Origin of the sequence: Pseudomonas sp. NPDC086566 (assembly GCF_050280885.1) — a bacterium.
Lineage (GTDB): Bacteria > Pseudomonadota > Gammaproteobacteria > Pseudomonadales > Pseudomonadaceae > Aquipseudomonas > Aquipseudomonas vlassakiae.
On sequence record NZ_JBNNWD010000007.1, the window covers coordinates 354,716 to 377,146 of the forward strand.

At 62.5% G+C, this 22,431-nt stretch carries 15 protein-coding genes; 10 read left to right on the top strand and 5 right to left on the bottom strand.

The genetic code is table 11. The annotated features are described in order from the left end of the window. Window positions 1–83 precede the first annotated feature (83 nt). Complete coding sequence (locus ACQKPS_RS18670; protein WP_427605305.1) at window positions 84–4,613, top strand: NEL-type E3 ubiquitin ligase domain-containing protein; 4,530 nt, start codon at window positions 84–86, stop codon at window positions 4,611–4,613. A 31-nt stretch (window positions 4,614–4,644) separates the two neighbouring features. On the opposite strand, the gene ACQKPS_RS18675 is transcribed toward ACQKPS_RS18670, so the two are convergent. Next, entirely contained in the window at window positions 4,645–5,529 is an 885-nt protein-coding gene (locus ACQKPS_RS18675; protein ID WP_254484119.1) for a LysR substrate-binding domain-containing protein, read from the bottom strand. 152 nt (window positions 5,530–5,681) lie between these two features. On the opposite strand from ACQKPS_RS18675, the gene ydiJ reads away from it, so the two are divergent. After that, the gene (gene ydiJ / locus ACQKPS_RS18680; RefSeq protein WP_427605306.1) at window positions 5,682–8,702 is read left to right on the top strand and encodes a D-2-hydroxyglutarate dehydrogenase YdiJ; all 3,021 of its coding nucleotides are present in this window, start codon (window positions 5,682–5,684) and stop codon (window positions 8,700–8,702) included. A 138-nt stretch (window positions 8,703–8,840) separates the two neighbouring features. Here the strand turns inward: ydiJ and ACQKPS_RS18685 are convergent, their stop codons facing one another. The 3 genes from ACQKPS_RS18685 to phhA form a co-directional block, all read right to left on the bottom strand. Next, window positions 8,841–10,034, bottom strand: a complete 1,194-nt coding sequence (locus ACQKPS_RS18685; protein WP_254484123.1) for an MFS transporter — start codon at window positions 10,032–10,034, stop codon at window positions 8,841–8,843. Between the two features lie 415 nt (window positions 10,035–10,449). Then, window positions 10,450–10,806 carry a 4a-hydroxytetrahydrobiopterin dehydratase gene (locus ACQKPS_RS18690; protein WP_060508389.1) on the bottom strand — a complete coding sequence of 119 codons (357 nt, stop codon included), beginning with the start codon at window positions 10,804–10,806 and terminating at the stop codon, window positions 10,450–10,452. Window positions 10,807–10,845: 39 nt separating this feature from the next. Continuing rightward, a complete protein-coding gene (gene phhA, locus ACQKPS_RS18695) occupies window positions 10,846–11,634 on the bottom strand; it encodes a phenylalanine 4-monooxygenase (RefSeq protein ID WP_313201540.1) in 789 nt (262 codons plus the stop codon). Window positions 11,635–11,889: 255 nt separating this feature from the next. On the opposite strand from phhA, the gene ACQKPS_RS18700 reads away from it, so the two are divergent. Further along, the gene (locus ACQKPS_RS18700; RefSeq protein WP_254484127.1) at window positions 11,890–13,449 is read left to right on the top strand and encodes a sigma-54-dependent transcriptional regulator; all 1,560 of its coding nucleotides are present in this window, start codon (window positions 11,890–11,892) and stop codon (window positions 13,447–13,449) included. An 88-nt stretch (window positions 13,450–13,537) separates the two neighbouring features. Here the strand turns inward: ACQKPS_RS18700 and ACQKPS_RS18705 are convergent, their stop codons facing one another. Further along, on the bottom strand, window positions 13,538–13,792 hold the full coding sequence (locus ACQKPS_RS18705; protein WP_176509054.1) for a DUF2790 domain-containing protein: 255 nt from the start codon (window positions 13,790–13,792) through the stop codon (window positions 13,538–13,540). 420 nt (window positions 13,793–14,212) lie between these two features. Here ACQKPS_RS18705 and acs point away from each other — a divergent pair, with 420 nt between their 5' ends. The 7 genes from acs (at window position 14,213) to ACQKPS_RS18740 (ending at window position 22,353) form a co-directional block, all read left to right on the top strand. Further along, on the top strand, window positions 14,213–16,174 hold the full coding sequence (acs, locus tag ACQKPS_RS18710) for an acetate--CoA ligase (RefSeq protein ID WP_254484129.1): 1,962 nt from the start codon (window positions 14,213–14,215) through the stop codon (window positions 16,172–16,174). 487 nt (window positions 16,175–16,661) lie between these two features. Then, on the top strand, window positions 16,662–17,447 hold the full coding sequence (locus tag ACQKPS_RS18715; protein ID WP_054887054.1) for an ABC transporter substrate-binding protein: 786 nt from the start codon (window positions 16,662–16,664) through the stop codon (window positions 17,445–17,447). Window positions 17,448–17,538: 91 nt separating this feature from the next. Beyond that, the gene (locus ACQKPS_RS18720) at window positions 17,539–18,228 is read left to right on the top strand and encodes an ABC transporter permease (protein WP_027921088.1); all 690 of its coding nucleotides are present in this window, start codon (window positions 17,539–17,541) and stop codon (window positions 18,226–18,228) included. Further along, window positions 18,225–18,923: an ABC transporter permease gene (locus ACQKPS_RS18725; RefSeq protein ID WP_254484131.1), complete on the top strand. Its 699-nt coding sequence runs from the start codon at window positions 18,225–18,227 to the stop codon at window positions 18,921–18,923. The genes ACQKPS_RS18720 and ACQKPS_RS18725 overlap by 4 nt, the downstream gene beginning before the upstream one ends. A 22-nt stretch (window positions 18,924–18,945) precedes the next feature. Then, window positions 18,946–19,710, top strand: coding sequence for an ABC transporter ATP-binding protein (locus ACQKPS_RS18730; protein WP_254484133.1), 765 nt, complete (start codon window positions 18,946–18,948; stop codon window positions 19,708–19,710). A 99-nt stretch (window positions 19,711–19,809) separates the two neighbouring features. Next, window positions 19,810–20,790, top strand: coding sequence for a transcriptional regulator ArgR (gene argR / locus ACQKPS_RS18735; RefSeq protein WP_254484135.1), 981 nt, complete (start codon window positions 19,810–19,812; stop codon window positions 20,788–20,790). A gap of 342 nt (window positions 20,791–21,132) precedes the next feature. Beyond that, the gene (locus ACQKPS_RS18740) at window positions 21,133–22,353 is read left to right on the top strand and encodes an aspartate aminotransferase family protein (RefSeq protein WP_254484137.1); all 1,221 of its coding nucleotides are present in this window, start codon (window positions 21,133–21,135) and stop codon (window positions 22,351–22,353) included. Window positions 22,354–22,431: the final 78 nt, after the last annotated feature.

Consider the following 22,431-nt stretch of genomic DNA (forward strand, 5'->3'; position numbering starts at 1 on the left):
TGCCATTTACCTATCTACCGCCTGATTCGCCTGCCTGTTACCTACCTTGGCCCGCTTCATTAAAGTAGATGAAGGCGAGGCATATGGTTACCGACAATGAGCAGGCCCGGCAGTCCGACGTGATCGCTCAACTGCAGGGCTTCCAGGACGAGCTGATCGCCAGGCGGCTACCCGCCTGGTTGAAGAGGCTGAACCCGGAGCATTTTGCCTTGCTGGGCGAGGCATTGCAGGCGGGTCTTGCCGCGCGCTACCAGCTGTCTGCGATATTTTCCCGGGTTCAGGACATCGATCGCTTTGCCGAACAGCAGCTTGCCGGGCGGTTGCAGCTGACGACCCCCGTCGATCAGCTGTACCTGCGCCAGTGGTATGACTATGCATCGCCGTCGAAGAGTTACTTCACCAGTCGGTTACCGACCCTGGAGCGTGACTGGTACGACACATCGTTACTCTGGGCGGCCATGCAGAACTTCACCGCGGACCATGTCGTCGCGAAAGCGGACTGTGTGGTCGACGCGACCGGTAGCACGATCGATTCGCTCTCGGCCAAGGCGTTTGTCAAGGCTTGCCGAAGCCTGGACATTGGCGGGAAATACCGCGAGCACTTGCAGTCGACACTTGAGGCTCCCCCGCAAGAAGGGCAGCAGGGCTTTGCTGCATTGCTGGAGAGCCAGATACGTTCGATGATGCTGGTCGATGCGTTCAAGGCGCACGTCGATGGCGTGCTCCGCGATGCGCATTTGCAGTGGGTGATCGACCTGTATCGCCAGGGCAGCCCCGGCCCCTTCGCGGAGCGCCCTGTGGTCGCCAGGCAGCTCGAGGCATTTGGCTGCCAGTTGCAGCAGATCGTGGTCTTCGATGTGGTGAATGAAGGCTGGCTGCGTAATACCAGCCTGTGCGTGCTCGTCTACATTCCGGCAGACCCGGTGGCCCCGTGGAGCATCAGCGAAGATCTTGAACAGTTTGCCCGCAAGGTGCTGGGGCGGCGCCTGCGTGACAAAGCGTATCAACAGTTCTTCAGGCGATTTGTACGCCGGCGTGACAGCCAGCATTTCTTTTCCAGCGTGCAGGAGCGTCTCGGTGACCTCGCGGCCTTTGCCACCCGGTCGCTGGACCAGCACATGAAGGCATACCCTGAGCCTTTGTTTTCAGCCTTGGCCACTGCACGCATCACGCAGATCAAGGACGACGCCGCGATGATCGCCGTCCCGGTCGCTGAAATCGACCTTGCCGCTCAGCTCAGCCATGACCAGCGCTTGCAGGCGGAAGGTTGGTCGGGGCTGGTGCTGGCCAGCCTGTTCGTGCCGCAACTGGGGGTGATCCTGCTGGCCGTCATGGCGTGGGACTTGCTCGATGAAACATTCCTGGCAGTGAAGGATTGGCGCGAAGGTGATAGCGCTGCTGCCCTGGATCACTTGGTCAATGTGGGCAAGACCGCAGCCTGGGTAGCGGCAGTATCGGCAGGCAGTGTTGCTGTACGAGAGGCCTGGCAGCGGGCAGTGGTGGTCGACGACATGGTGCCTGCCGTGCTCGGTGACGGTACTGAAAAATTGTGGAACCAAGACCTTGCCCCCTACGTGAGCGCCCCGCCACCTGCGCAGGCACAGCTGGATACCAGCGGGGTCTACCGCCTGGGCGACGAAAGCTGGATCGAGATGGCGGGGGCCTATTACAAGGTGTGGCAGGAGGCTGACGGTGACTGGTACTTGAACCCCTATGGCAGCCATTCGCCACAGCTCGAGCACAACGGCGCGGGCGCCTGGCGGTTGTGGAGCGAGCAGCCGGCCGACTGGAGCGATACGCACCAGTTGTTCAGCCGCCTGGGCGGCGCATGCGCAAGCCTGCCACGCCACCTGATCGACCACGTGCTTGCCGTGCATGGCCTGGACGATGAGGCGCTGAGGGCATTGCATGTGTTCGACCAGGCACCGGAAGTCGAATTGATCGATACGGTGGACCGCTTTGCGATAGCCGCGCGGGTGACGGACCTGGAGCAGCGTTTGCGTGCCGGCGCAGTGATCGAGGACCAGGCCTTGTTGCACAGCGCCCGCGCACTTGCCGATGAGCAGGGCCTGGCACATGACGCGTTGGCGCAAGTCGTCGCCGATCACCGGCGGCAACTGTTCCAGATGCTCTATGCGCGCACGGACACCATCGATCAAGCCACCGTCCCGTTGCGTCAGGCCTTTGCCAGCCTGCACCGGCTCGCTGCGCAACAGGTGCTGGAGCAGGCGAGCGAGGCGCAGCGGACGCTGATGGCGGATTCACAGCGTGTGCCGTTGGCCATGGCGCTGGCCGCCCGGGAGCGCGTTGTGCGCATCAGGGTGGCGCGCGCCGGGGAGGGGTTGTGGATCGATGTGCCGCAGACGCTGGATTTTGCCAGGGCGGTGGTCAAGCTGGTGCAGGGCTTGCCAGGCGTGGCGCCGGACAAGCATTGGCAGGTGCTGGATGCGCACGGTCAATGGGCTGCGTCTGCTTCCGACAGCCCTGCCGGTGCATTGAGCGTGATGTACCAGGAAGGCGCGTTCTGGCTGCGAGATGGCAAAGGGGCAGACCTCGGTGCACCCGGTGAACTGTTCGAAACCCTTGCCGACAGTTTCTCTGCCCGGGAGCGCGCAGCCATGGCAATCGGTGAGCCGTTTGCCGCCAACCTGCGTGTGGCGGTGGCCGGGCAATGGCGGGCGCGGCGTCAAGAGGTGGAGGACCTGTTCAGTGCCGATCATCCGGCGCCTTCTTTTCTGCTGCCCAAGCGTCTACTGGATGGCAGGCTGGGTTATCCATTGTCTGGTGGCCGCGGCCTGTTCGGGCGTGGGAGGCCTGCCGCGCTGCAAACCCGGTTGCGCTGGTTATGCCCTGACGTCACCGAGGCGCAGGTTGATCGATGGCTGCGTGCCGCAGGCGCGGACAACGCCTCGACGGCTCTGGATGAGCTTGAGCGGCAATTCAAGGTCCTGCGAACGACCTTGACGCATTGGCAGCGGCTTGGCGTCTTGCGGCTGGAATGGTTGGCCCGTTACGGTTTGCGCAAGACCTTGATCAGCCGTTGGCGCTATGCAGTGCTCGGCAGGTTCCTCGACCTCGAACTTCCGAGCGCCATCTGGGATATCGGCCTCGGCCTGGGGCAACTTCCCGACCTGCCTGAGCCGATAGTCTTTCCGCACATTACCCAGCTGGCGTTAAGGGACTCCGAGCTGCGTGCGATGCCTGATGGTTTCCTGCGTGCATTTCCCAATCTCAAGGCGCTGGAGCTGACCAATGGCGACTTGCGTAAATTTTCCCTGCCGACCTTTCTGCGGGCGCAGTTAACCTCGTTGGACCTGTCTGGCAACAAGATCGTGCTGGATGCCGGTCAGGTAGAGCAGTTGGAGAACTGCACGGCCCTGCTGTACTTGAACTTGTCGAACAACCCGCTGCAGGCTGGTTTTTCAGTCGACAAGATGCCGGAATTGAGGTCGCTGCTACTGCGCTCCACGCGTTTAAGGGCACTGCCGGCAGGGGTAACGACCCATGCCACATTATCCAGGCTCGAGATAACGGACAGTTCGATCGGCCCTTTGCCGTCCGGGTTCTGGACATCGCGCATATGGCAGACGGGCAGGGTCCGCACAGGCGCGCGGGATGAGGCGGCCAGCCACTGGCACGACCCTGAAGATGTGCTCAACCCAGTACCCGCTCGTTATCAGTGGGAAGATGCCGTTGACGAAGAAGACAGAGACGACCTGGCGTCGTTATGGCAGTTTCTCGAGGAGCAGCCAGGTTCGCACAACTTCTTCAACTTGCTCAAAGTCCTGGCCAGCTCCGAGGAGTTCGCCCATGACAACGGAGCGTATCAACTGGCGTACCGGGTGTATGACATGATGACCGGGATCAAGGAAGACGGCGACCTGATCGTGCTCACGGACAGTGAGTTGGCCACGATCGTCGACAGCAAGCTGGCCCGCGGGTTGACCCAAGAGCAGGCATTGGTTGAAGCCCGTGAGGAGAGCGCTTTCAGGGCTCAACTGTTCAGTTTGTCGGAAATCGATGGCTGCGGTGATGATGCCATTTCGCGCTTCACCGACCTTGAGTTGTACATCAAGACCTGGAGGCTGCTGCGCGATACCGGCAACCCGCTGACCGAGGTGCAGCTACTGGAGAAGGGCGGGCAGTTCTGGCGACTGGAGCAGCTGGATGACTTTTCCAGGCGTAAGGCCTATGCGCTCGACCTCGGCGCGCAACTGGTCGATGTCGAGTTGCTGTACCGCATGAAGCTGTTCGATGACCTGCAGCTCCCCATCCGGCGCCCCGAGATGCGCTTCGAACAGGCGCTGCAACTGCAAGCGAGCCGTGATGAGGCGTTGAACTACATCCGCGCACGCCAGACGGTACCGGTGATGGCCAGGTGGTTCTGTGATCAGTCCTGGTGGCGCCAATACCTGGAGCGTACATCGCCCGCGCGCCTGCAGTTGCCGGCCAGTAAACGCATCGAAAAGGACCTGTTGCATGAAAACGATGATGTCGAGGGGATGCAGGCTTTCAATGTCTGGGAAGCAGGCTGGCTGCTAGAGCAGCGTATGACGCTGACTGAAGAGGCCATGCAGCGTGCTGTGCACGCTTGGAATATCTACATTCCTTGATGAGCCCTGGAAACAAGCGGGGGCAGAGCCTTCAGATCTGCCCCAGCAGCCAGCTGCGAAACGCTTTCAGCGACGGCAACGCTTCATTCCTCGCCGGGTAGATCAGGTAGTAGCTGCGCTGGCTGGCGAACGCGTTGCCTGGGCTGAACAGCTCACCCTTGGCCAGTTCCTCTTCGACCAGGATACGCGGCACCAGGCCGATACCGATCCCGGCCCGGACTGCCTGGATCAGGTGCGAGGTCAGCTCGAAACTCGGCCCCAGGCGCATCGCCCGGTGCGGCAGGCCATGGTGGGAAAACCACTCGCCCCAGGCATGCGGGTTATTGGCCACGTTGAGCAGCACTTCTTCGCTGATTCGCCCCGGGCCCCAGGCTTGGGCATCGCCAGCCGCCTCCGGCGGCAGGATGACCACCAGCTCCTCGGCGTGCAACCGGTGGCAGATCAGGCCCGGCAAGTCATGGCTGGCCACGCCGATGGCGGCGTCGATCTCGCTGGTGTCGAAGTTGATCGCTTCGATGCGTGAATGAATGTGCACCAGCATCCCCGGGTGGGCGCTGTAGAACGCATGCAGGCGCGGCAGCAGCCACTTCGAGCCGAACGTGGGCAGGGTGGCCAGGCGCAGGGTGCCGACCCCGGACTGGTAGGCCAGCGCCTGCAAGGTGGCGCTGCGGATGCGCCCCAGCGCCTCGCTCAGCTCGCGCTGGTACAGCCGGCCGACGTCGGTCAGCTGCACCTGGCGGCCCTCGCGGCGGAACAGGGTCAGGCCCAGTTGCTGCTCCAGGGCCTGCACCTGACGGCTGACCGCGCTCTGGGTCAGCGACAGTTCGGCGGCGGCGCGGGTGTAGCTTTCATGCCGGGCGGCGGCCTCGAAAGCCAGCAGCAGCGACATGGACGGAGTGAGGTGGCGGTAGTTCATTCATAAAAGTCATTGATAGCGGCAGGATTATCCGTTTGCCCCTCAAGCGAAACTACAGGAACATTGGCCTATACGTCATCCCCGCATGAAACCATGCATGCCGGAACGACAGGATTCCCGTGAATTAGCCTATATCAAGAGGCCATCCTTCGATGATCGCCCAGCTGTCGACCCTTGCGCCGAGCGCCAACTACCCCGAATTCCTCGAAGCCCTGCGCAACAGTGGCTTCCGTGGCCAGATCAGCGCCGACTACGGCACCCGTACAGTGCTGGCCACCGACAACTCGATCTACCAGCGCCTGCCCCAGGCGGCGGTGTTCCCGCTGGACGCTGATGACGTGGCGCGTGTCGCCACCCTGATGGCTGAGCCGCGTTTCCAGCAAGTCAAGCTGACCCCGCGCGGTGGCGGGACCGGCACCAATGGCCAGTCGCTGACCGACGGCATCGTCGTAGACCTGTCGCGGCACATGAACCAGATCCTCGAAATCAACGTCGAGGAACGCTGGGTGCGGGTCCAGGCCGGTACCGTCAAGGACCAGCTCAACGCCGCACTCAAGCCATACGGCCTGTTCTTCGCCCCTGAGCTGTCCACTTCCAACCGCGCCACTGTTGGCGGCATGATCAACACCGATGCCAGCGGCCAGGGCAGCTGCACCTATGGCAAGACCCGCGACCACGTGCTGGAACTGCACAGTGTGTTGCTCGGCGGCGAGCGCCTGCACAGCCTGCCGATCGACGATGCCGCGCTGGAGCAGGCCTGCGCCGCGCCCGGCCGGGTCGGCGAGGTGTACCGCATGGCCCGGGAGATTCAGGAAACCCAGGCCGAACTGATCGAGACCACCTTTCCCAAGCTCAACCGCTGCCTGACCGGCTATGACCTGGCGCACCTGCGTGACGAACAAGGCCGCTTCAACCTCAACAGTGTGCTGTGCGGTGCCGAAGGTTCGCTGGGCTATGTGGTCGAAGCCAAGCTCAATGTGCTGCCGATCCCCAAGTATGCCGTGCTGGTCAACGTGCGCTACTCAAGCTTCATGGACGCCCTGCGCGACGCCAATGCGCTGATGGCGCTCAAGCCGCTGTCGATCGAGACGGTCGACTCCAAGGTGCTGATGCTGGCGATGAAGGACATCGTCTGGCACAGCGTTGCCGAGTATTTCCCGGCAGACCCCGAGCGCCCGACCCTGGGCATCAACCTGGTGGAGTTCTGCGGCGACGAGCCGGCCGAGGTCAACGCCCGGGTCAAGGCGTTCATCGACCACCTGCAGCGCGACACCAGTGTCGAGCGGCTGGGCCACACCCTGGCCGAGGGTGCCGAAGCGGTGACCCGCGTCTACACCATGCGCAAACGCTCGGTAGGCCTGCTCGGCAACGTCGAAGGCGAGGTGCGCCCGCAGCCGTTCGTTGAGGACACCGCCGTGCCGCCGGAGCAACTGGCCGACTACATCGCCGACTTCCGCGCGCTGCTCGACGGCTACGGCCTGGCCTATGGCATGTTCGGCCACGTCGATGCCGGCGTGCTGCACGTGCGCCCGGCGCTGGACATGAAAGACCCGGCCCAGGCTGCCCTGGTCAAGCCGATCTCCGACGCCGTGGCCGCGCTGACCAGACGCTATGGCGGTCTGCTGTGGGGCGAGCACGGCAAGGGCCTGCGTTCGGAATACGTGCCGGAGTACTTCGGCGAGCTGTACCCGGCCTTGCAGCGCCTGAAGGGCGCCTTCGACCCGCACAACCAGCTCAACCCGGGCAAGATCTGCACGCCGCCTGACAGCGCCGAAGGCCTGACCAAGGTCGACGGCGTGACCCTGCGTGGCGACCTCGACCGCACCATCGACGAGCGCGTATGGCAGGACTTCCCCAGCGCCGTGCACTGCAACGGCAACGGCGCCTGCTACAACTACGACCCCAACGACGCCATGTGCCCGTCGTGGAAGGCTACCCGCGAGCGCCAGCACTCGCCCAAGGGGCGTGCCTCGCTGATGCGCGAATGGCTGCGCCTGCAGGGCGAGGCCAACATCGACGTGCTGGCGGCGGCGCGCAACAAGGTGTCGTGGCTCAAGGGGCTGCCGGCCCGGCTGCGCAACAACCGAGCCCGCAACCGGGGCCAGGAAGACTTCTCCCATGAAGTGTACGACGCCATGGCCGGCTGCCTGGCCTGCAAGTCGTGCGCCGGGCAGTGCCCGATCAAGGTCAACGTGCCGGACTTCCGCTCGCGCTTCCTTGAGCTGTACCACGGTCGCTACCAACGCCCGCTGCGTGACTACCTGATTGGCTCGCTGGAGTTCACCATTCCGTACCTGGCCCATGCGCCTGGCCTCTATAACGCAGTGATGGGCTCGAAGTGGGTCGGCAAGCTGCTGGCGGACAAGATCGGCATGGTCGACAGCCCGCTGATCAGCCGCTTCAACTTCCAGTCGACCCTGACCCGCTGCCGCGTCGGCGTGGCCAGCGTGCCGGCCCTGCGCGAGCTGACCCCGGCCCAGCGCGAGCGCAGTCTCGTGCTGGTGCAGGATGCCTTCACCCGCTATTTCGAAACGCCGCTGCTGGCCGCGTTCATCGAGCTGGCCCATCGCCTGGGGCACCGGGTGTTCCTCGCGCCCTACAGCGCCAACGGCAAGCCGCTGCATGTGCAGGGCTTCCTGGGCGCCTTCGCCAAGGCGGCGATCCGCAACGCGACCCAGCTCAAGGCCCTGGCTGACTGCGGCGTGCCGCTGGTGGGGCTGGACCCGGCGATGACCCTGGTCTACCGCCAGGAGTACCAGAAGGTGCCGGGCCTGGAAGAATGCCCGCAGGTGCAGCTGCCACAGGAGTGGCTGATGAACGTGCTGCCGGAGCAGGCGCCTGCTGCGCCGGGCAACTTCCGCCTGATGGCGCACTGCACCGAGAAGACCAACGTGCCGGCCAGCACCAAGCAGTGGGAACAGGTGTTTGCCCGCCTGGGGCTGAAGCTGGTGACCGAGGCAACCGGCTGCTGTGGCATGTCCGGTACCTACGGGCACGAAGCGCGTAATCAGGAGACTTCGCGAACAATCTTCGAGCAATCGTGGGCGACCAAGCTGGACAAGGAAGGCGAGGCGCTGGCGACTGGCTACTCGTGCCGCAGCCAGGTCAAGCGCATGACCGAGCGGCAGATGCGCCACCCGCTGGAAGTGGTGTTGCAGTACGCCAAGCGCTGACCTGCAAGGCCCCGGGGGCTGCTTCGCAGCCCATTCTCGACACAAGGCCGCTCCCACAGGATTCGTGTTTAGCTCAAGAACAACTCAGTATCTGTGGGAGCGGGCTTGCCCCGCGAAGAGGCCGGTACAGGCGATCCGTTATTCGGCTTGCTTGTGCCGGTTACGAGCCTGGCGATACAGATACAGGCTCAACACCAGCCCACAACACGCCGCTGCGGCCGCAAACAGAAACATCGAAGCAAACCCGAACCCCGATGCCACCGCACCCACCAGCGGCCCGGTAATCCCCAGCGACAGATCGATGAACAGCGAATACGCCCCCACGGCCGCCCCGCGGTTGGCCGCCGACACCTGGTTCACCGCCTCCACGCCCAGCGCCGGGAACACCAGCGAGAAGCCGAACCCGCTCAGTGCCGCCCCCGCCAGTGCCATTTCGGCATTCGGTGCCAGCCACAGCATCAGCAGGCCAAGGGTTTCCACCGAAAGGCAAACGATTGCCACCCTGAACCCGCCAATCCGGTTGATCAGGTTGCCAAACAGCAACCGCGCGCAGATGAAACTGGCGCCGAACAGGCTCAGGGTGAGCGCCGCATTGGCCCAGCCGCGGCTGGCGTAATACAGGGTGATGAAGGTGGCGATGGTGCCGAAGCCGATCGAGCCCAGGGCCAGCCCCGAACCATGCGGGAACACCTTGCCCAGTACCTGCATGAACGGCAGGCGCTTGCCGCTGACCACCGGTGCAGCGCGTTTTGGCCAGGCCAGCAGCAGGCCCAGCGTGCACAGCAGGAGGATGCTCACCCCCATGCTCCACAGCCCCAGGCTCTTGACCATCAGCACGCCCAGTGGCGCACCGATGGCCAGCGCGCCATAGCTGGCGATGCCGTTCCAGGAAATGACCTTGGCGGTGTGCTCGGCACCGACCCGTCCGATGCCCCAGCCGATAGAGCCGGAACCCACCAGGCTTTCCGCGCTGCCCAGCACCAGGCGGCCGACCAGCAGGCAGCCGAGGCTGACCCAAGGCAGGTCGGTGAGGAAGGCACAGGCCAGCATGAACACGCCGCTCAGGCCGCAACCGGCGAGGCCGATCATGACCGCTTTCTTGCTGCCATGGTTGTCGATGATACGGCTGGCGGTCGGGCGGCTGAGCAGGGTGGCGAGGTACTGCACGCTGATCACCAGGCCCGCGATCACGGCACTGAAGCCGAGGTCGTTGTGGACATAGCCGGGCAGTACGGCGAGGGGGATGCCGATGTTCAGGTAGCCGATGAAGGTGAACAGGACGATGGAAACGACTTGCAGGGTGACCGCAAGAGGGCGCGGTGAGTCAGGCATGGGGGTCTTCGTGGCAGAGGTTCGTGACGGTGTGAAAACGTGATGACGGGGTAGCCCGCAGGTCAGCCGTTTTCACACAGTCGCAGGGATGCGCGGTTTATTCCTGGTCAGCGCTGGATTGATCGTCACCATCCTGATCGACGGCAGGCGTCGGTTCGGCGTGGACGGTAACGGTTGGCTCTTCTGGGTTCAGGCTTGGGAAGGGAAGATTCGGGATTTCATGCATCTCGTCGTTCCTCGCAAGTGTGAGTGAAAAGTCTGCGCCAGGCGCGTTTGGAGCTTCGTGAAGCTCGGGCAGGATACACAAGTCTGGATGACAGTTTGTAACTTTTCCCGGTCGCTTGTCGGTTTTGCGGGCGGATACCGGACGGCCTGCGGGCAAAAAAACAGGGCCATCAGGCCCTGTTGTTGGTGATTACTTGCGGCCTTCAGCCGTCTCGGCGACCTTGTCGGTGCGTGCGCACATGATGAAATCATTGCGGTGCAGGCCCTTGATCGAGTGGCTCCACCAGGTCACGGTGACCTTGCCCCATTCGGTCATCAGGCCAGGGTGGTGGCCTTCGGCTTCGGCGATCTCGCCTACGGCATTGGTAAAGGCCAGGGCCTGCTTGAAGTTCTTGAACAGGAACACGCGCTCCAGTTCCATGTGGCCGTCGCGGACTTCGATATTCCAGTCCGGGATCTCGCGGATCAGTTCCGCCAGTTCCTCGTCGGTGACCTTGGGTGCGTCAGCGCGGCAGGCTTCGCAGTGGGCTTGGTTCAAGGCATTCATGAGTGTGTTTTCCGCTTCGAGTTGTTATCGGCAAGGCGCTCAGGCAGCGACCTTGGGTGGAAATTTCGGTGCGTGCAGCCCCAGCTGCATGGCTTGCCGGACCATGGCCATGATGTCTTCGTGGGCCAGGTCGAACAGGCGCTTCATGTTCGGCAGCACAAAGTACAGCGGCTGCAGGATGTCGATACGGTACGGCGTGCGCATGCACTCGATCGGGTCGAAGGCCTGGTGCTCAGGCTCGCCAGACAGACTGTAGACGGTCTCTTTTGGCGAAGAGAGGATGCCGCCGCCATAGATCTTGCGGCCCTGCGCGGTTTCCATCAGGCCGAACTCGATGGTCATCCAGTACAGGCGCGCCAGGTAGACGCGTTGTTCCTTGGTCGCGGCCAGGCCGAGCTTGCCGTAGGTGTGAGTGAATTCGGCAAAGAACGGGTTGGTCAGCAGTGGGCAGTGGCCGAAGATCTCGTGGAAGATATCCGGTTCTTGCAGGTAGTCCAGTTCTTCCGGTGTGCGGATAAAGGTGGCGACCGGGAAGCGCTTGCTGGCCAGCAGCTCGAAGAATGTCTGGAAAGGGATCAGCGCCGGTACGCGGGCAACCTGCCAGCCGGTGGTGGCACCCAGCACCTTGTTGATTTCGCCCAGCTGAGGAATGCGCTCATGGGGCAGTTTGAGCTGGTCGATGCCGTCCAGGTATTCCTGGCACGCGCGGCCTTCGATGACCTTCATTTGGCGCGTGATCAGGGTGTTCCATACCGCATGCTCTTGCTGCGGGTAATCGATAAAACCGTGCGCATCGGGCTCGCGTGCCACGTATTGCGTCTGTTTCATGTGGCTCTCCTGGTGAGGCTTTTCTTGTTATGTCCACGACATGACCTAGGAATATCCCTTCACCGGGTGATTTGCACGAGGGGCGAGGCTGCTGGCGAGTGCCCTGGGGCCTGTCTTGCGTAACGATTATTTTACAAAATACCGCACATGCCGGAAAATCCGGCTCATCAAGCTGCCGTTTATAGCGTTTTTGTCAGCTTATCTTTACGACTTTTCTGTGCGAGGTCGAAAAATCTCGCCGCTTCGAGAGCATCCATGCGTATCAAAGTGCACTGCCAGAACCGCATCGGCATTCTTCGCGACATCCTCAACCTGCTCGTGGAATACGGCATCAACGTGCTGCGCGGCGAGGTGGGGGGAGACCATGGCAATGCCATCTACCTGCATTGCCCGAACCTGATCAATCTGCAGTTCCAGGCATTGCGGCCCAAATTCGAGTCGATCGCTGGCGTATTCGGCGTCAAGCGCGTCGGCCTGATGCCAAGCGAGCGTCGGCACATGGAGCTGAACGCGTTGCTTGGTGCGCTGGATTTCCCGGTATTGTCGATCGACATGGGTGGCAGCATCGTCGCGGCCAACCGCACTGCGGCGCAGTTGCTCGGGGTGCGCGTCGACGAAGTGCCGGGCATGCCGCTGGCGCGCTATGTCGAGGATTTCGACCTGCCTGAACTGGTGCGTGCCAACAAGTCGCGCATCAATGGCCTGCGCATCAAGGTCAAAGGTGACGTGTTCCTGGCCGATATTGCGCCGCTGCAGTCCGAGCATGATGACAGTGAGGCCCTGGCCGGTGCCGTGCTGACCCTGCATCGCGCTGACCGCATCGGTGAACGTATCTATAACGTGCGCAAGCAGGAATTACGCGGCTTCGACAGCATCTTCCAGAGTTCGCGGGTGATGGCGGCGGTGGTGCGTGAGGCGCGGCGCATGGCGCCGCTGGATGCGCCTCTGCTGATCGAAGGCGAGACCGGCACCGGCAAGGAGTTGCTGGCCCGCGCCTGTCACCTGGCCAGCCCGCGTGGCCAGGCGCCCTTGATGGCCCTCAACTGCGCCGGCTTGCCCGAGTCGATGGCCGAGACCGAGTTGTTTGGTTATGGCCCCGGGGCTTTCGAGGGCGCGCGTGCCGAGGGCAAGTTGGGGCTGCTGGAATTGACCGCCGGCGGGACCCTGTTCCTCGACGGGGTAGGGGAAATGAGCCCGCGCCTGCAGGTCAAGCTGCTGCGCTTCTTGCAGGACGGTTGCTTCCGCCGCGTCGGCAGCGACGAAGAGGTGTACCTGGATGTGCGGGTGATCTGCGCCACCCAGGTGGACCTGTCCGAACTGTGTGCCCGTGGCGAGTTCCGCCAGGACCTGTATCACCGGCTCAACGTGCTGTCGCTGCACATTCCGCCACTGCGCGAGTGCATGGATGGGCTGGAAGGGCTGGTACAGCATTTCCTCGACCAGGCCAGCCGGCAGATCGGCTGCGCCATGCCTCGCCTGGCACCGGCGGCCATGGACAAGCTCAGTCAGTATCACTGGCCGGGCAATGTGCGGCAGTTGGAAAACGTGTTGTTCCAGGCGGTTTCATTATGTGAAGGCGGGGTGGTGAAAGGCGAGCATATTCGATTGCCGGATTACGGTGCGCGGCAACCGTTGGGCGAGTTTTCGCTGGATGGCGACCTGGCGCAGATTGTCGGGCGATTTGAAAAGGCGGTGCTGGAAAGCTTGATGAGCGAGTTTCCCAGCAGCCGGGCTTTAGGGAAAAGATTGGGGGTTTCGCATACTACGATTGCCAATAAGTTAAGGGATTACTCACTGGGCAAGTCTGCAGATTAAATCGGGTCATTAATTAACTGTTAATCTTGTGCAATATTTTTCACGGGCTTGCCCGCGAAGGGCCCCGCAGGGGGCCCAATCTCGAGGCTTAGCCGTTGGAGCAGCCGTTCCCCATCACGCGGTATTCGAGAATGTGCTTCTGGCCCTTGGAGTCCTCGTAGGTCATGCGGGCGGGCACGACTTCACACACGTTGGGCACTTCGCTCATGGAAATGACGCGGGCAATGTCCAGGTGCTGCGAGTAACTGTACTGTTCAACCGGAATCTGCTCGACATTGTTTGCTTCGTCGGCCATCGCCGCGCCGCAAAGACCGCCAAGTACCAATACCAGTAAAGCTTTCATTTTCATTTTACCTGTCTAAGGTCGTGAGGGGGCACGCGGCGCTTGTGGCGCCGCGAGTACTGCAAAAGTTCAACTATCGGGATTAGAGGGGGATTAACTGATTGCCTTCGTGGGGGCTGTTTCCAGTAGTTAATCGCCTTGCCGTTGCTGGCGAGGTGAATCTTATGCCTGGGCAACTAAGGGAAACAGATAGCGTTTTGATAAAGTTTTTTTGCCTTTTTCCATAATCTGTAACAATCCGCTCGCAGGCGCTGTCGCATTTTTCCCTTGCCGGGCCGACAGCGGCGGGCTAGAGCCATTTGTGCCGTTCGCGTGAAGATTTTGCTGTCGCGCTACTACCATCGTCGTATGGTTTTTCCCGCTCTGGTACAGTTACAAACGGTTCCATACAAAAACAACTATTACACCGAGGTAACACAGATGAGTGCGGCTCCACTGTATCCCGTTCGTCCCGAGGTTGCGGCCACTACCCTGACCGACGAGGCCACCTACAAGGCCATGTACCAGCAATCGGTGATCAACCCGGACGGCTTCTGGCGTGAGCAGGCCCAGCGTCTGGACTGGATCAAGCCGTTCACCAAGGTCAAGCAGACCTCGTTCGACGACCACCATGTCGATATCAAGTGGTTTGCCGACGGCACTCTGAACGTCTCCTCCAACTGCCTGGACCGCCACCTCGAAGAGCGCGGCGACCAACTGGCAATCATCTGGGAAGGCGACGATCCTTCCGAACACCGCAACATCACCTACCGTGAGCTGCACGAGCAGGTCTGCAAGTTCGCCAATGCCCTGCGCGGCCAGGACGTGCACCGTGGCGATGTGGTGACCATCTACATGCCGATGATCCCCGAGGCCGTGGTTGCCATGCTGGCTTGCGCCCGCATCGGCGCGATCCACTCGGTGGTGTTCGGCGGCTTCTCCCCGGAAGCACTGGCCGGCCGCATCATCGACTGCAAGTCGAAAGTCGTCATCACCGCCGACGAAGGCCTGCGTGGTGGCCGTCGTACCCCGCTCAAGGCCAACGTCGACCTGGCGCTGACCAACCCGGAAACCAACAGCGTGCAGAAGATCATCGTGTGCAAGCGCACCGGTGGCGATATCGCCTGGCACCAGCACCGCGACATCTGGTTCGAAGACCTGATGAAGGTTGCTTCCAGCCACTGTGCGCCGAAGGAAATGGGTGCCGAGGAGCCGCTGTTCATCCTTTATACCTCGGGCTCCACCGGCAAGCCGAAGGGCGTGCTGCACACCACCGGTGGTTACCTGGTGTATGCCGCGCTGACCCATGAGCGCGTGTTCGACTACCGCCCGGGCGAAGTCTACTGGTGCACGGCCGATGTCGGCTGGGTCACCGGCCACAGCTACATCGTCTACGGCCCGCTGGCCAACGGTGCAACCACGCTGCTGTTCGAAGGCGTGCCGAACTACCCGGACATCACCCGCGTGTCGAAAATCGTCGACAAGCACAAGGTCAATATCCTCTACACCGCGCCGACCGCGATCCGCGCCATGATGGCCGAAGGGCAGGCTGCCGTGGCGGGCGCCGACGGTTCCAGCCTGCGCCTGCTGGGCTCGGTGGGCGAGCCGATCAACCCTGAGGCCTGGAACTGGTACTACAAGACCGTTGGCAAGGAGCGTTGCCCGATCGTCGATACGTGGTGGCAAACCGAGACCGGTGGCGTGCTGATCAGCCCGCTGCCGGGCGCCACGGCGCTCAAACCGGGGTCGGCGACCCGTCCGTTCTTCGGCGTGGTGCCGGCGCTGGTGGACAACCTGGGCAACCTGATCGAAGGGGCAGCCGAGGGCAACCTGGTGATCCTCGATTCCTGGCCGGGCCAGTCGCGTTCGCTGTACGGCGACCACGACCGTTTCGTCGACACCTACTTCAAGACCTTCCGCGGCATGTACTTCACCGGTGACGGCGCACGTCGTGACGAGGATGGCTACTACTGGATCACCGGCCGCGTGGACGATGTGCTCAACGTGTCCGGCCACCGCATGGGCACCGCCGAGATCGAAAGCGCCATGGTCGCCCATGCCAAGGTGGCGGAAGCTGCAGTGGTCGGCGTGCCGCACGACATCAAGGGGCAAGGCATCTATGTCTATGTCACCCTCAATGCCGGCATCGAGCCAAGCGAACAACTGCGCCTGGAGCTGAAGAACTGGGTGCGCAAGGAGATCGGCCCGATCGCCTCGCCGGATGTGATCCAGTGGGCGCCGGGGCTGCCGAAAACCCGTTCGGGCAAGATCATGCGGCGTATCCTGCGCAAGATCGCCACCGGCGAATACGATGCCCTGGGTGACATTTCGACCCTGGCCGACCCAGGCGTGGTGCAGCACCTCATCGATACCCACAAAGCGATGAGCCTGGCTTCGGCCTGACCCTGCGCTGACACCTACCTTAAACCCCGCCAGGGCAACCGGCGGGGTTTTTGCTTTACTGTTACCCGACAATCATCGGTAACTATTCTGTCACCGATTTCGCACAGGATCGGGGCGCAGGGAAACAGGTCCGTGCCATTTCGGTGCGTTCGCCTGGACGTTTTCAGCAAGGTGAAACGCTGCACTTGCCGTATCGCAAGGGTTTGCCAATAATAGGCCCGGTAATTGCTTGGCTTACAGGTTATTTCTCTCGAGCTCTTGCATGTTTTGCAAAAGCTGTCAACATCGCCCGCCGCGATTTCAAGCGCTTCTGTAAGTAGTTGTCGCTTTGAAGAAATATCGACTACCGGGCTGTCGTTAAAATGCCACTCACTCGCTCGTGGTCTGCGACCTTGGTCGAAACCTGCGCGGCTCGCGTTGTACCCATTCGCATATCGGGCAGTTGTTACCCCTGCCTCGTATTGCCCCGTACCGATGGAGTTACCTGATGAAGAAGCTCGCACTGCTTGGCGCTCTGGCGCTTTCCGTGTTTTCCCTGGTATCGCAGGCCGATGAAAAACCGTTGAAGATCGGCATCGAAGCCGCTTACCCACCGTTCGCCTTCAAGCAGCCAGATGGCAGCATCGCCGGTTTCGACTACGACATCGGCAACGCCCTGTGTGAAGAGATGAAGGCCAAGTGCACCTGGGTCGAGCAAGAGTTCGACGGCCTGATCCCGGCGCTGAAGGTGCGCAAGATCGACGCCATCCTGTCGTCGATGTCGATCACCGACGACCGCAAGAAATCGGTCGACTTCACCAAGCGCTACTACCTGACTCCAGCGCGCCTGGTCATGAAGGAAGGCACCACCGTCAGCGACAGCCTCGACGAGCTCAAGGGCAAGAAGATCGGCGTGCAGCGCGGCTCGATCCACGACCGCTTCGCCAAGGAAGTGCTGGCTCCCAAGGGCGCGACAGTCGTTCCTTATGGCACCCAGAACGAAATCTACCTGGACGTCGCCGCCGGTCGCCTTGACGGTACCGTGGCCGACGCTACCCTGCTCGAAGACGGCTTCCTGAAAACCGATGCCGGCAAAGGCTTCGCGTTCGTCGGCCCATCGTTCACCGACGTGAAGTACTTCGGTGACGGCGTCGGCATCGCCGTGCGCAAAGGCGACGACGCCAACCGCGAGCGCATCAACAAGGCCATCGACGCCATCCGCGCCAACGGCAAGTACAAAGAAATCGAGAAGAAGTACTTCAACTTCGACATCTACGGTCCAGACTCGAACTAAGACGTCGGGTTTCACCTGTGCAATGGTGCAAACAGCAGAGGCTCTGAGGTTTGCACCATTTTTCATTCCCAAGCCCTGAGGAATCCCAATCATGTTGAAAGGCTATGGGGCAGTCATCCTCGACGGGGCGTGGCTGACGCTACAGCTCGCCTTGTCGTCGATGGCCCTGGCCATCGTCCTCGGCCTGATCGGCGTGGCGCTGCGTTTGTCGCCGGTGCGCTGGCTGGCCTGGCTGGGGGATCTGTATTCCACGGTGATCCGTGGCATCCCCGACCTGGTCCTGATCCTGCTGATCTTCTACGGCGGCCAGGACATCATCAACCGGGTGGCGCCGCTGCTCGGCTATGACGACTACATCGACCTGAACCCGCTGGTGGCCGGTATCGGCACGTTGGGCTTCATTTTCGGTGCGTACCTGTCGGAGACCTTCCGTGGTGCGTTCCTCGGTATCCCCAAGGGCCAGGCCGAAGCCGGCGTGGCCTATGGCATGAGCGCGCGCCAGGTGTTCTTCCGCATCCAGGTGCCACAGATGATCCGCCTGGCCATCCCGGGCTTCACCAACAACTGGCTGGTGCTGACCAAGGCCACGGCGCTGATCTCGGTGGTCGGCCTGCAGGACATGATGTTCAAGGCCAAGCAGGCGGCCGATGCCACCCGCGAGCCTTTCACCTTCTTCCTGGCCGTGGCTGCGCTGTACCTGGTGATCACCAGTATTTCGCTGCTGGCGCTGAAGTATCTGGAGCGGCGCTACTCGGTAGGCGTCAAGGTGGCTGAGCTATGATTTTTGACTACAACGTCGTCTGGGAGGCCATGCCGCTGTATCTCGGGGGCCTGCTGACCACCCTGAAGCTGCTGGCGCTGTCGCTGCTGTTCGGGCTGCTGGCGGCGATTCCGCTGGGCCTGATGCGGGTATCCAGGCAGCCGCTGGTGAACATGAGCGCCTGGCTGTACACCTACGTCATCCGCGGCACGCCGATGCTGGTGCAATTGTTCCTGATCTACTATGGCCTGGCCCAGTTCGAGACCGTGCGCGAAAGCATCTTCTGGCCGTGGCTGTCCAGCGCGACCTTCTGCGCCTGCCTGGCCTTCGCCATCAATACCAGTGCCTACACTGCGGAAATCATCGCCGGCAGCCTCAAGGCCACGCCCCATGGCGAGATCGAAGCGGCCAAGGCCATGGGCATGTCGCGCATGAAGATGTACCGCCGCATCCTGCTGCCATCGGCCCTGCGCCGGGCCCTGCCGCAGTACAGCAACGAAGTGATCATGATGCTGCAGACCACCAGCCTGGCGTCGATCGTCACCCTGATCGACATCACCGGTGCTGCGCGCACGGTCAATGCCCAGTACTACCTGCCTTTCGAGGCCTACATCACGGCGGGCGTGTTCTACCTGTGCCTGACCTTCATCCTCGTGCGCCTGTTCAAGATGGCCGAACGCCGCTGGCTCGGCTACCTGGCGCCGCGCAAGCACTGAACGCTCTGTGAGAACCGACAGCATGTACAAACTCGAAGTCCAAGACCTGCACAAGCGCTACGGCAGCCATGAAGTGCTCAAGGGCGTGTCCCTGGCGGCCAAGGCAGGCGACGTGATCAGCATCATCGGCTCCAGCGGTTCGGGCAAGTCGACCTTCCTGCGCTGCATCAACCTGCTCGAGCAGCCCCATGCAGGCAAGATCCTGCTCAATAACGAAGCGCTCAAGCTGGTGCCTGGCAAGGATGGCGCACTCAAGGCCTCGGACCCGCGCCAGCTGCAGCGCATGCGCTCGCGCCTGTCGATGGTGTTCCAGCATTTCAACCTGTGGTCGCACATGACCGCGCTGGAAAACATCATCGAAGCGCCGGTGCACGTGCTGGGCGTGAACAAGAAAGAAGCCCTGGAGAAGGCCGAGCACTACCTGGCCAAGGTGGGCGTGGCGCACCGCAAGGACGCGTTCCCCGGCCACATGTCCGGCGGTGAGCAGCAGCGTGTGGCCATTGCCCGGGCCCTGGCCATGGAGCCAGAGGTCATGCTGTTCGACGAGCCAACCTCGGCGCTCGACCCGGAGCTGGTGGGGGATGTGCTCAAGGTGATGCAGGCGCTGGCCCAGGAAGGCCGCACCATGGTGGTGGTGACCCACGAAATGGGCTTTGCCCGCGAGGTCTCGAACCAGCTGGTATTCCTGCACAAAGGCCTGGTCGAAGAAACCGGCTGCCCGCGTGAAGTGCTCGCTAACCCGCAATCGGAGCGGCTCAAGCAGTTCCTCTCCGGCAGCCTGAAGTAAAGGCTGCACCTTTGCACCAGAATAGGGCATGCTGCGCAGCGAGCGCAGCGTGACCCGGCGCCACAGACTCGAACGAACTCAGGTTTCGGACCGTACCCTATGACCACCCAGCGAATCGGTTTTCTCATCTGGCCAAGCACCAAGCCTTTGACCCTGGCGCTGGCGGAGGAAGTGTTGCTGGTGGCCCAGCGGGTGCACCCGGAGGTGGTCTACGAGATCGCCTTTCTTCAGGCGGAGCCCGCCGGGGAGGGCGCCTGGCGCCTGCCGGGCGAGCCGTGGAACGGGCGCCTGGAGGGCTGCCACAAGCTCTTTTTGCTGGCCGACGACCTGCCCCAGGCAGTGGGATCGGCGCTTTCGGCGGCGCTCAAGCAGCTGGCGCGCAGTGGTTGCATGATTGGCGGCCTGTCCGCCGGGGTTTACCCGCTGGCCATGCTCGGCCTGCTCGACGGCTATCGTGCTGCGGTGCACTGGCGCTGGCAGGACGACTTTGCCGAACGATTCCCCAAGGTGATTGCTACCAGCCACCTGTTCGACTGGGACCGTGACCGCCTGACGGCCTGTGGTGGCATGGCCGTGACCGACCTGCTGCTGGCGGTGCTGGCCCGCGATCACGGGGCCGAGCTGGCCGGGGCGGTGTCGGAAGAACTGGTGGTCGAGCGCATTCGCGAAGGGGGCGAGCGCCAGCGCATTCCGTTGCAGAACCGCCTGGGTTCGAGCCATCCGAAGCTGACCCAGGCTGTGCTGTTGATGGAGGCCAATATCGAAGAGCCGCTGACTACCGACGAAATCGCCCAGCATGTGTGCGTATCGCGTCGGCAGCTGGAACGGATCTTCAAGCAGTACCTGAACCGCGTGCCGAGCCAGTATTACCTGGAGCTGCGGCTGAACAAGGCGCGGCAGATGCTGATGCAGACCAGCAAGTCGATCATCCAGATCGGCTTGTCCTGCGGCTTCTCCTCGGGGCCGCATTTTTCCAGCGCCTATCGCAACTTCTTCGGCGCCACTCCGCGCGAGGACCGTAACCAGCGGCGCAGCAGCAGCCCGTTCGAACTGAGCTCGGCGCCGGCCGAAAAGGGCTGACATGTGCTTCTCCTGTGGCGACCCTTTCGCGGCTAAAGCCGCTCCCACAGGACCCGTGCAGGGCTTGAAGCTTGTGCGGTCCCTGTGGGAGCGGCTTTAGCCGCGAAAGGGCCGGCACAGGCAGCCATCTTAGTTAATGTGCACACCCGTTCACCCAGCCCCCTCTCTCCCGTACACTGCGCGATTGCGACAGTGTTTGTCGCATTGCCGAAAGCCTGGGTAAAACTGGGTTTTGCGCTGTAACAAGTTGTCGCTTGGCCGCAAGGACAGGCGCGGTTCAGTCCTTACAATCCCCCCATCGCTCGCCACTTCCAGGCCAGCGTTCCTCTTCAGGAGACTCAGATGTCCGTTGAGCAAGCCCCGGTGCAACGTGCCGATTTCGACCAGGTCATGGTCCCCAACTATTCTCCGGCGGCCTTCATTCCTGTGCGAGGCGAGGGTTCCCGCGTCTGGGACCAGTCGGGCCGCGAACTCATCGACTTTGCCGGCGGCATCGCGGTGAACGCCCTGGGCCATTGCCATCCGGCCCTGGTCAAGGCCCTGACCGAACAGGCCAACACCCTCTGGCACGTATCCAACGTGTTCACCAACGAACCAGCCCTGCGCCTGGCGCACAAGCTGGTCGATGCCACCTTTGCCGACCGGGCGTTCTTCTGCAACTCCGGCGCCGAGTCCAACGAGGCCGCCTTCAAGCTGGCCCGTCGCGTCGCCCATGACCGCTTCGGCCCTGAGAAGCACGAGATCATCTCCACCGTGAACAGCTTCCACGGTCGCACCCTGTTCACCGTCAGCGTCGGTGGCCAGCCCAAGTACTCCGACGGCTTCGGGCCGAAGATCACCGGCATCAGCCATGTGCCCTACAACGACCTGGAAGCGTTGAAGGCACAGATTTCCGACAAGACCTGCGCCGTGGTGATCGAACCGATCCAGGGCGAGAGCGGTGTGGTACCGGCCGACAAGGCTTACCTGGAAGGCGCGCGCAAGCTGTGCGACGAGCACAACGCCCTGCTGATCTTCGACGAAGTGCAGACTGGCGTTGGTCGTACCGGCTCGCTGTACGCCTACCAGCACTTCGGCGTGACCCCCGACATCCTGACCAGTGCCAAGAGCCTGGGCGGCGGTTTCCCGATTGGCGCCATGCTGACCACCAGCGACATCGCCAAGCACCTGGCTGTCGGCACCCACGGCACCACCTACGGCGGCAACCCGCTGGGCTGCGCCGTCGCCTGCGCGGTGCTGGATGTGGTCAATACCCCGCAAACCCTGGCGGGCATCAAGGCCAAGCACGAGCGTTTCAAGTCCCGCCTGGAAAAGATCGGCCAGCAGTACGGGCTGTTCAGTCAGGTGCGTGGCGTCGGCCTGCTGATCGGCTGTGTGCTGTCCGAAGCCTGGAAGGGCAAGGCCAAGGATGTGCTCAACGCTGCTGAAAAAGAAGGCGTGATGGTGCTGCAGGCCGGCCCGGATGTGGTCCGCTTCGCGCCAAGCCTGGTGGTCGAAGATGCCGACATCGACGAAGGTCTCGATCGCTTCGAACGCGCTGTGGCGCAACTGACCAAGGGCTGATCGGCCTGCGGTCCGTTCACCGGCCGTGGCCGTTCGAGGCCCCGGGCCGGTGAACCTCGAATTCCAGTGCGGGGGCTC

Excerpts from the sequence above, each read along its gene's own strand:
- ACQKPS_RS18700 (WP_254484127.1), top strand. The coding sequence starts at position 11,890 with ATGCGTATCAAAGTGCACTGCCAGAACCGCATCGGCATTCTTCGCGAC.
- acs (WP_254484129.1), top strand. The coding sequence starts at position 14,213 with ATGAGTGCGGCTCCACTGTATCCCGTTCGTCCCGAGGTTGCGGCCACT.
- ACQKPS_RS18725 (WP_254484131.1), top strand. The coding sequence starts at position 18,225 with ATGATTTTTGACTACAACGTCGTCTGGGAGGCCATGCCGCTGTATCTC.
- argR (WP_254484135.1), top strand. The coding sequence starts at position 19,810 with ATGACCACCCAGCGAATCGGTTTTCTCATCTGGCCAAGCACCAAGCCT.
- ACQKPS_RS18690 (WP_060508389.1), bottom strand. The coding sequence starts at position 10,806 with ATGAATGCCTTGAACCAAGCCCACTGCGAAGCCTGCCGCGCTGACGCA.
- ACQKPS_RS18675 (WP_254484119.1), bottom strand. The coding sequence starts at position 5,529 with ATGAACTACCGCCACCTCACTCCGTCCATGTCGCTGCTGCTGGCTTTC.
- ACQKPS_RS18715 (WP_054887054.1), top strand. The coding sequence starts at position 16,662 with ATGAAGAAGCTCGCACTGCTTGGCGCTCTGGCGCTTTCCGTGTTTTCC.
- phhA (WP_313201540.1), bottom strand. The coding sequence starts at position 11,634 with ATGAAACAGACGCAATACGTGGCACGCGAGCCCGATGCGCACGGTTTT.
- ACQKPS_RS18705 (WP_176509054.1), bottom strand. The coding sequence starts at position 13,792 with ATGAAAGCTTTACTGGTATTGGTACTTGGCGGTCTTTGCGGCGCGGCG.
- ACQKPS_RS18685 (WP_254484123.1), bottom strand. The coding sequence starts at position 10,034 with ATGCCTGACTCACCGCGCCCTCTTGCGGTCACCCTGCAAGTCGTTTCC.
- ACQKPS_RS18730 (WP_254484133.1), top strand. The coding sequence starts at position 18,946 with ATGTACAAACTCGAAGTCCAAGACCTGCACAAGCGCTACGGCAGCCAT.
- ACQKPS_RS18670 (WP_427605305.1), top strand. The coding sequence starts at position 84 with ATGGTTACCGACAATGAGCAGGCCCGGCAGTCCGACGTGATCGCTCAA.
- ydiJ (WP_427605306.1), top strand. The coding sequence starts at position 5,682 with ATGATCGCCCAGCTGTCGACCCTTGCGCCGAGCGCCAACTACCCCGAA.
- ACQKPS_RS18740 (WP_254484137.1), top strand. The coding sequence starts at position 21,133 with ATGTCCGTTGAGCAAGCCCCGGTGCAACGTGCCGATTTCGACCAGGTC.
- ACQKPS_RS18720 (WP_027921088.1), top strand. The coding sequence starts at position 17,539 with ATGTTGAAAGGCTATGGGGCAGTCATCCTCGACGGGGCGTGGCTGACG.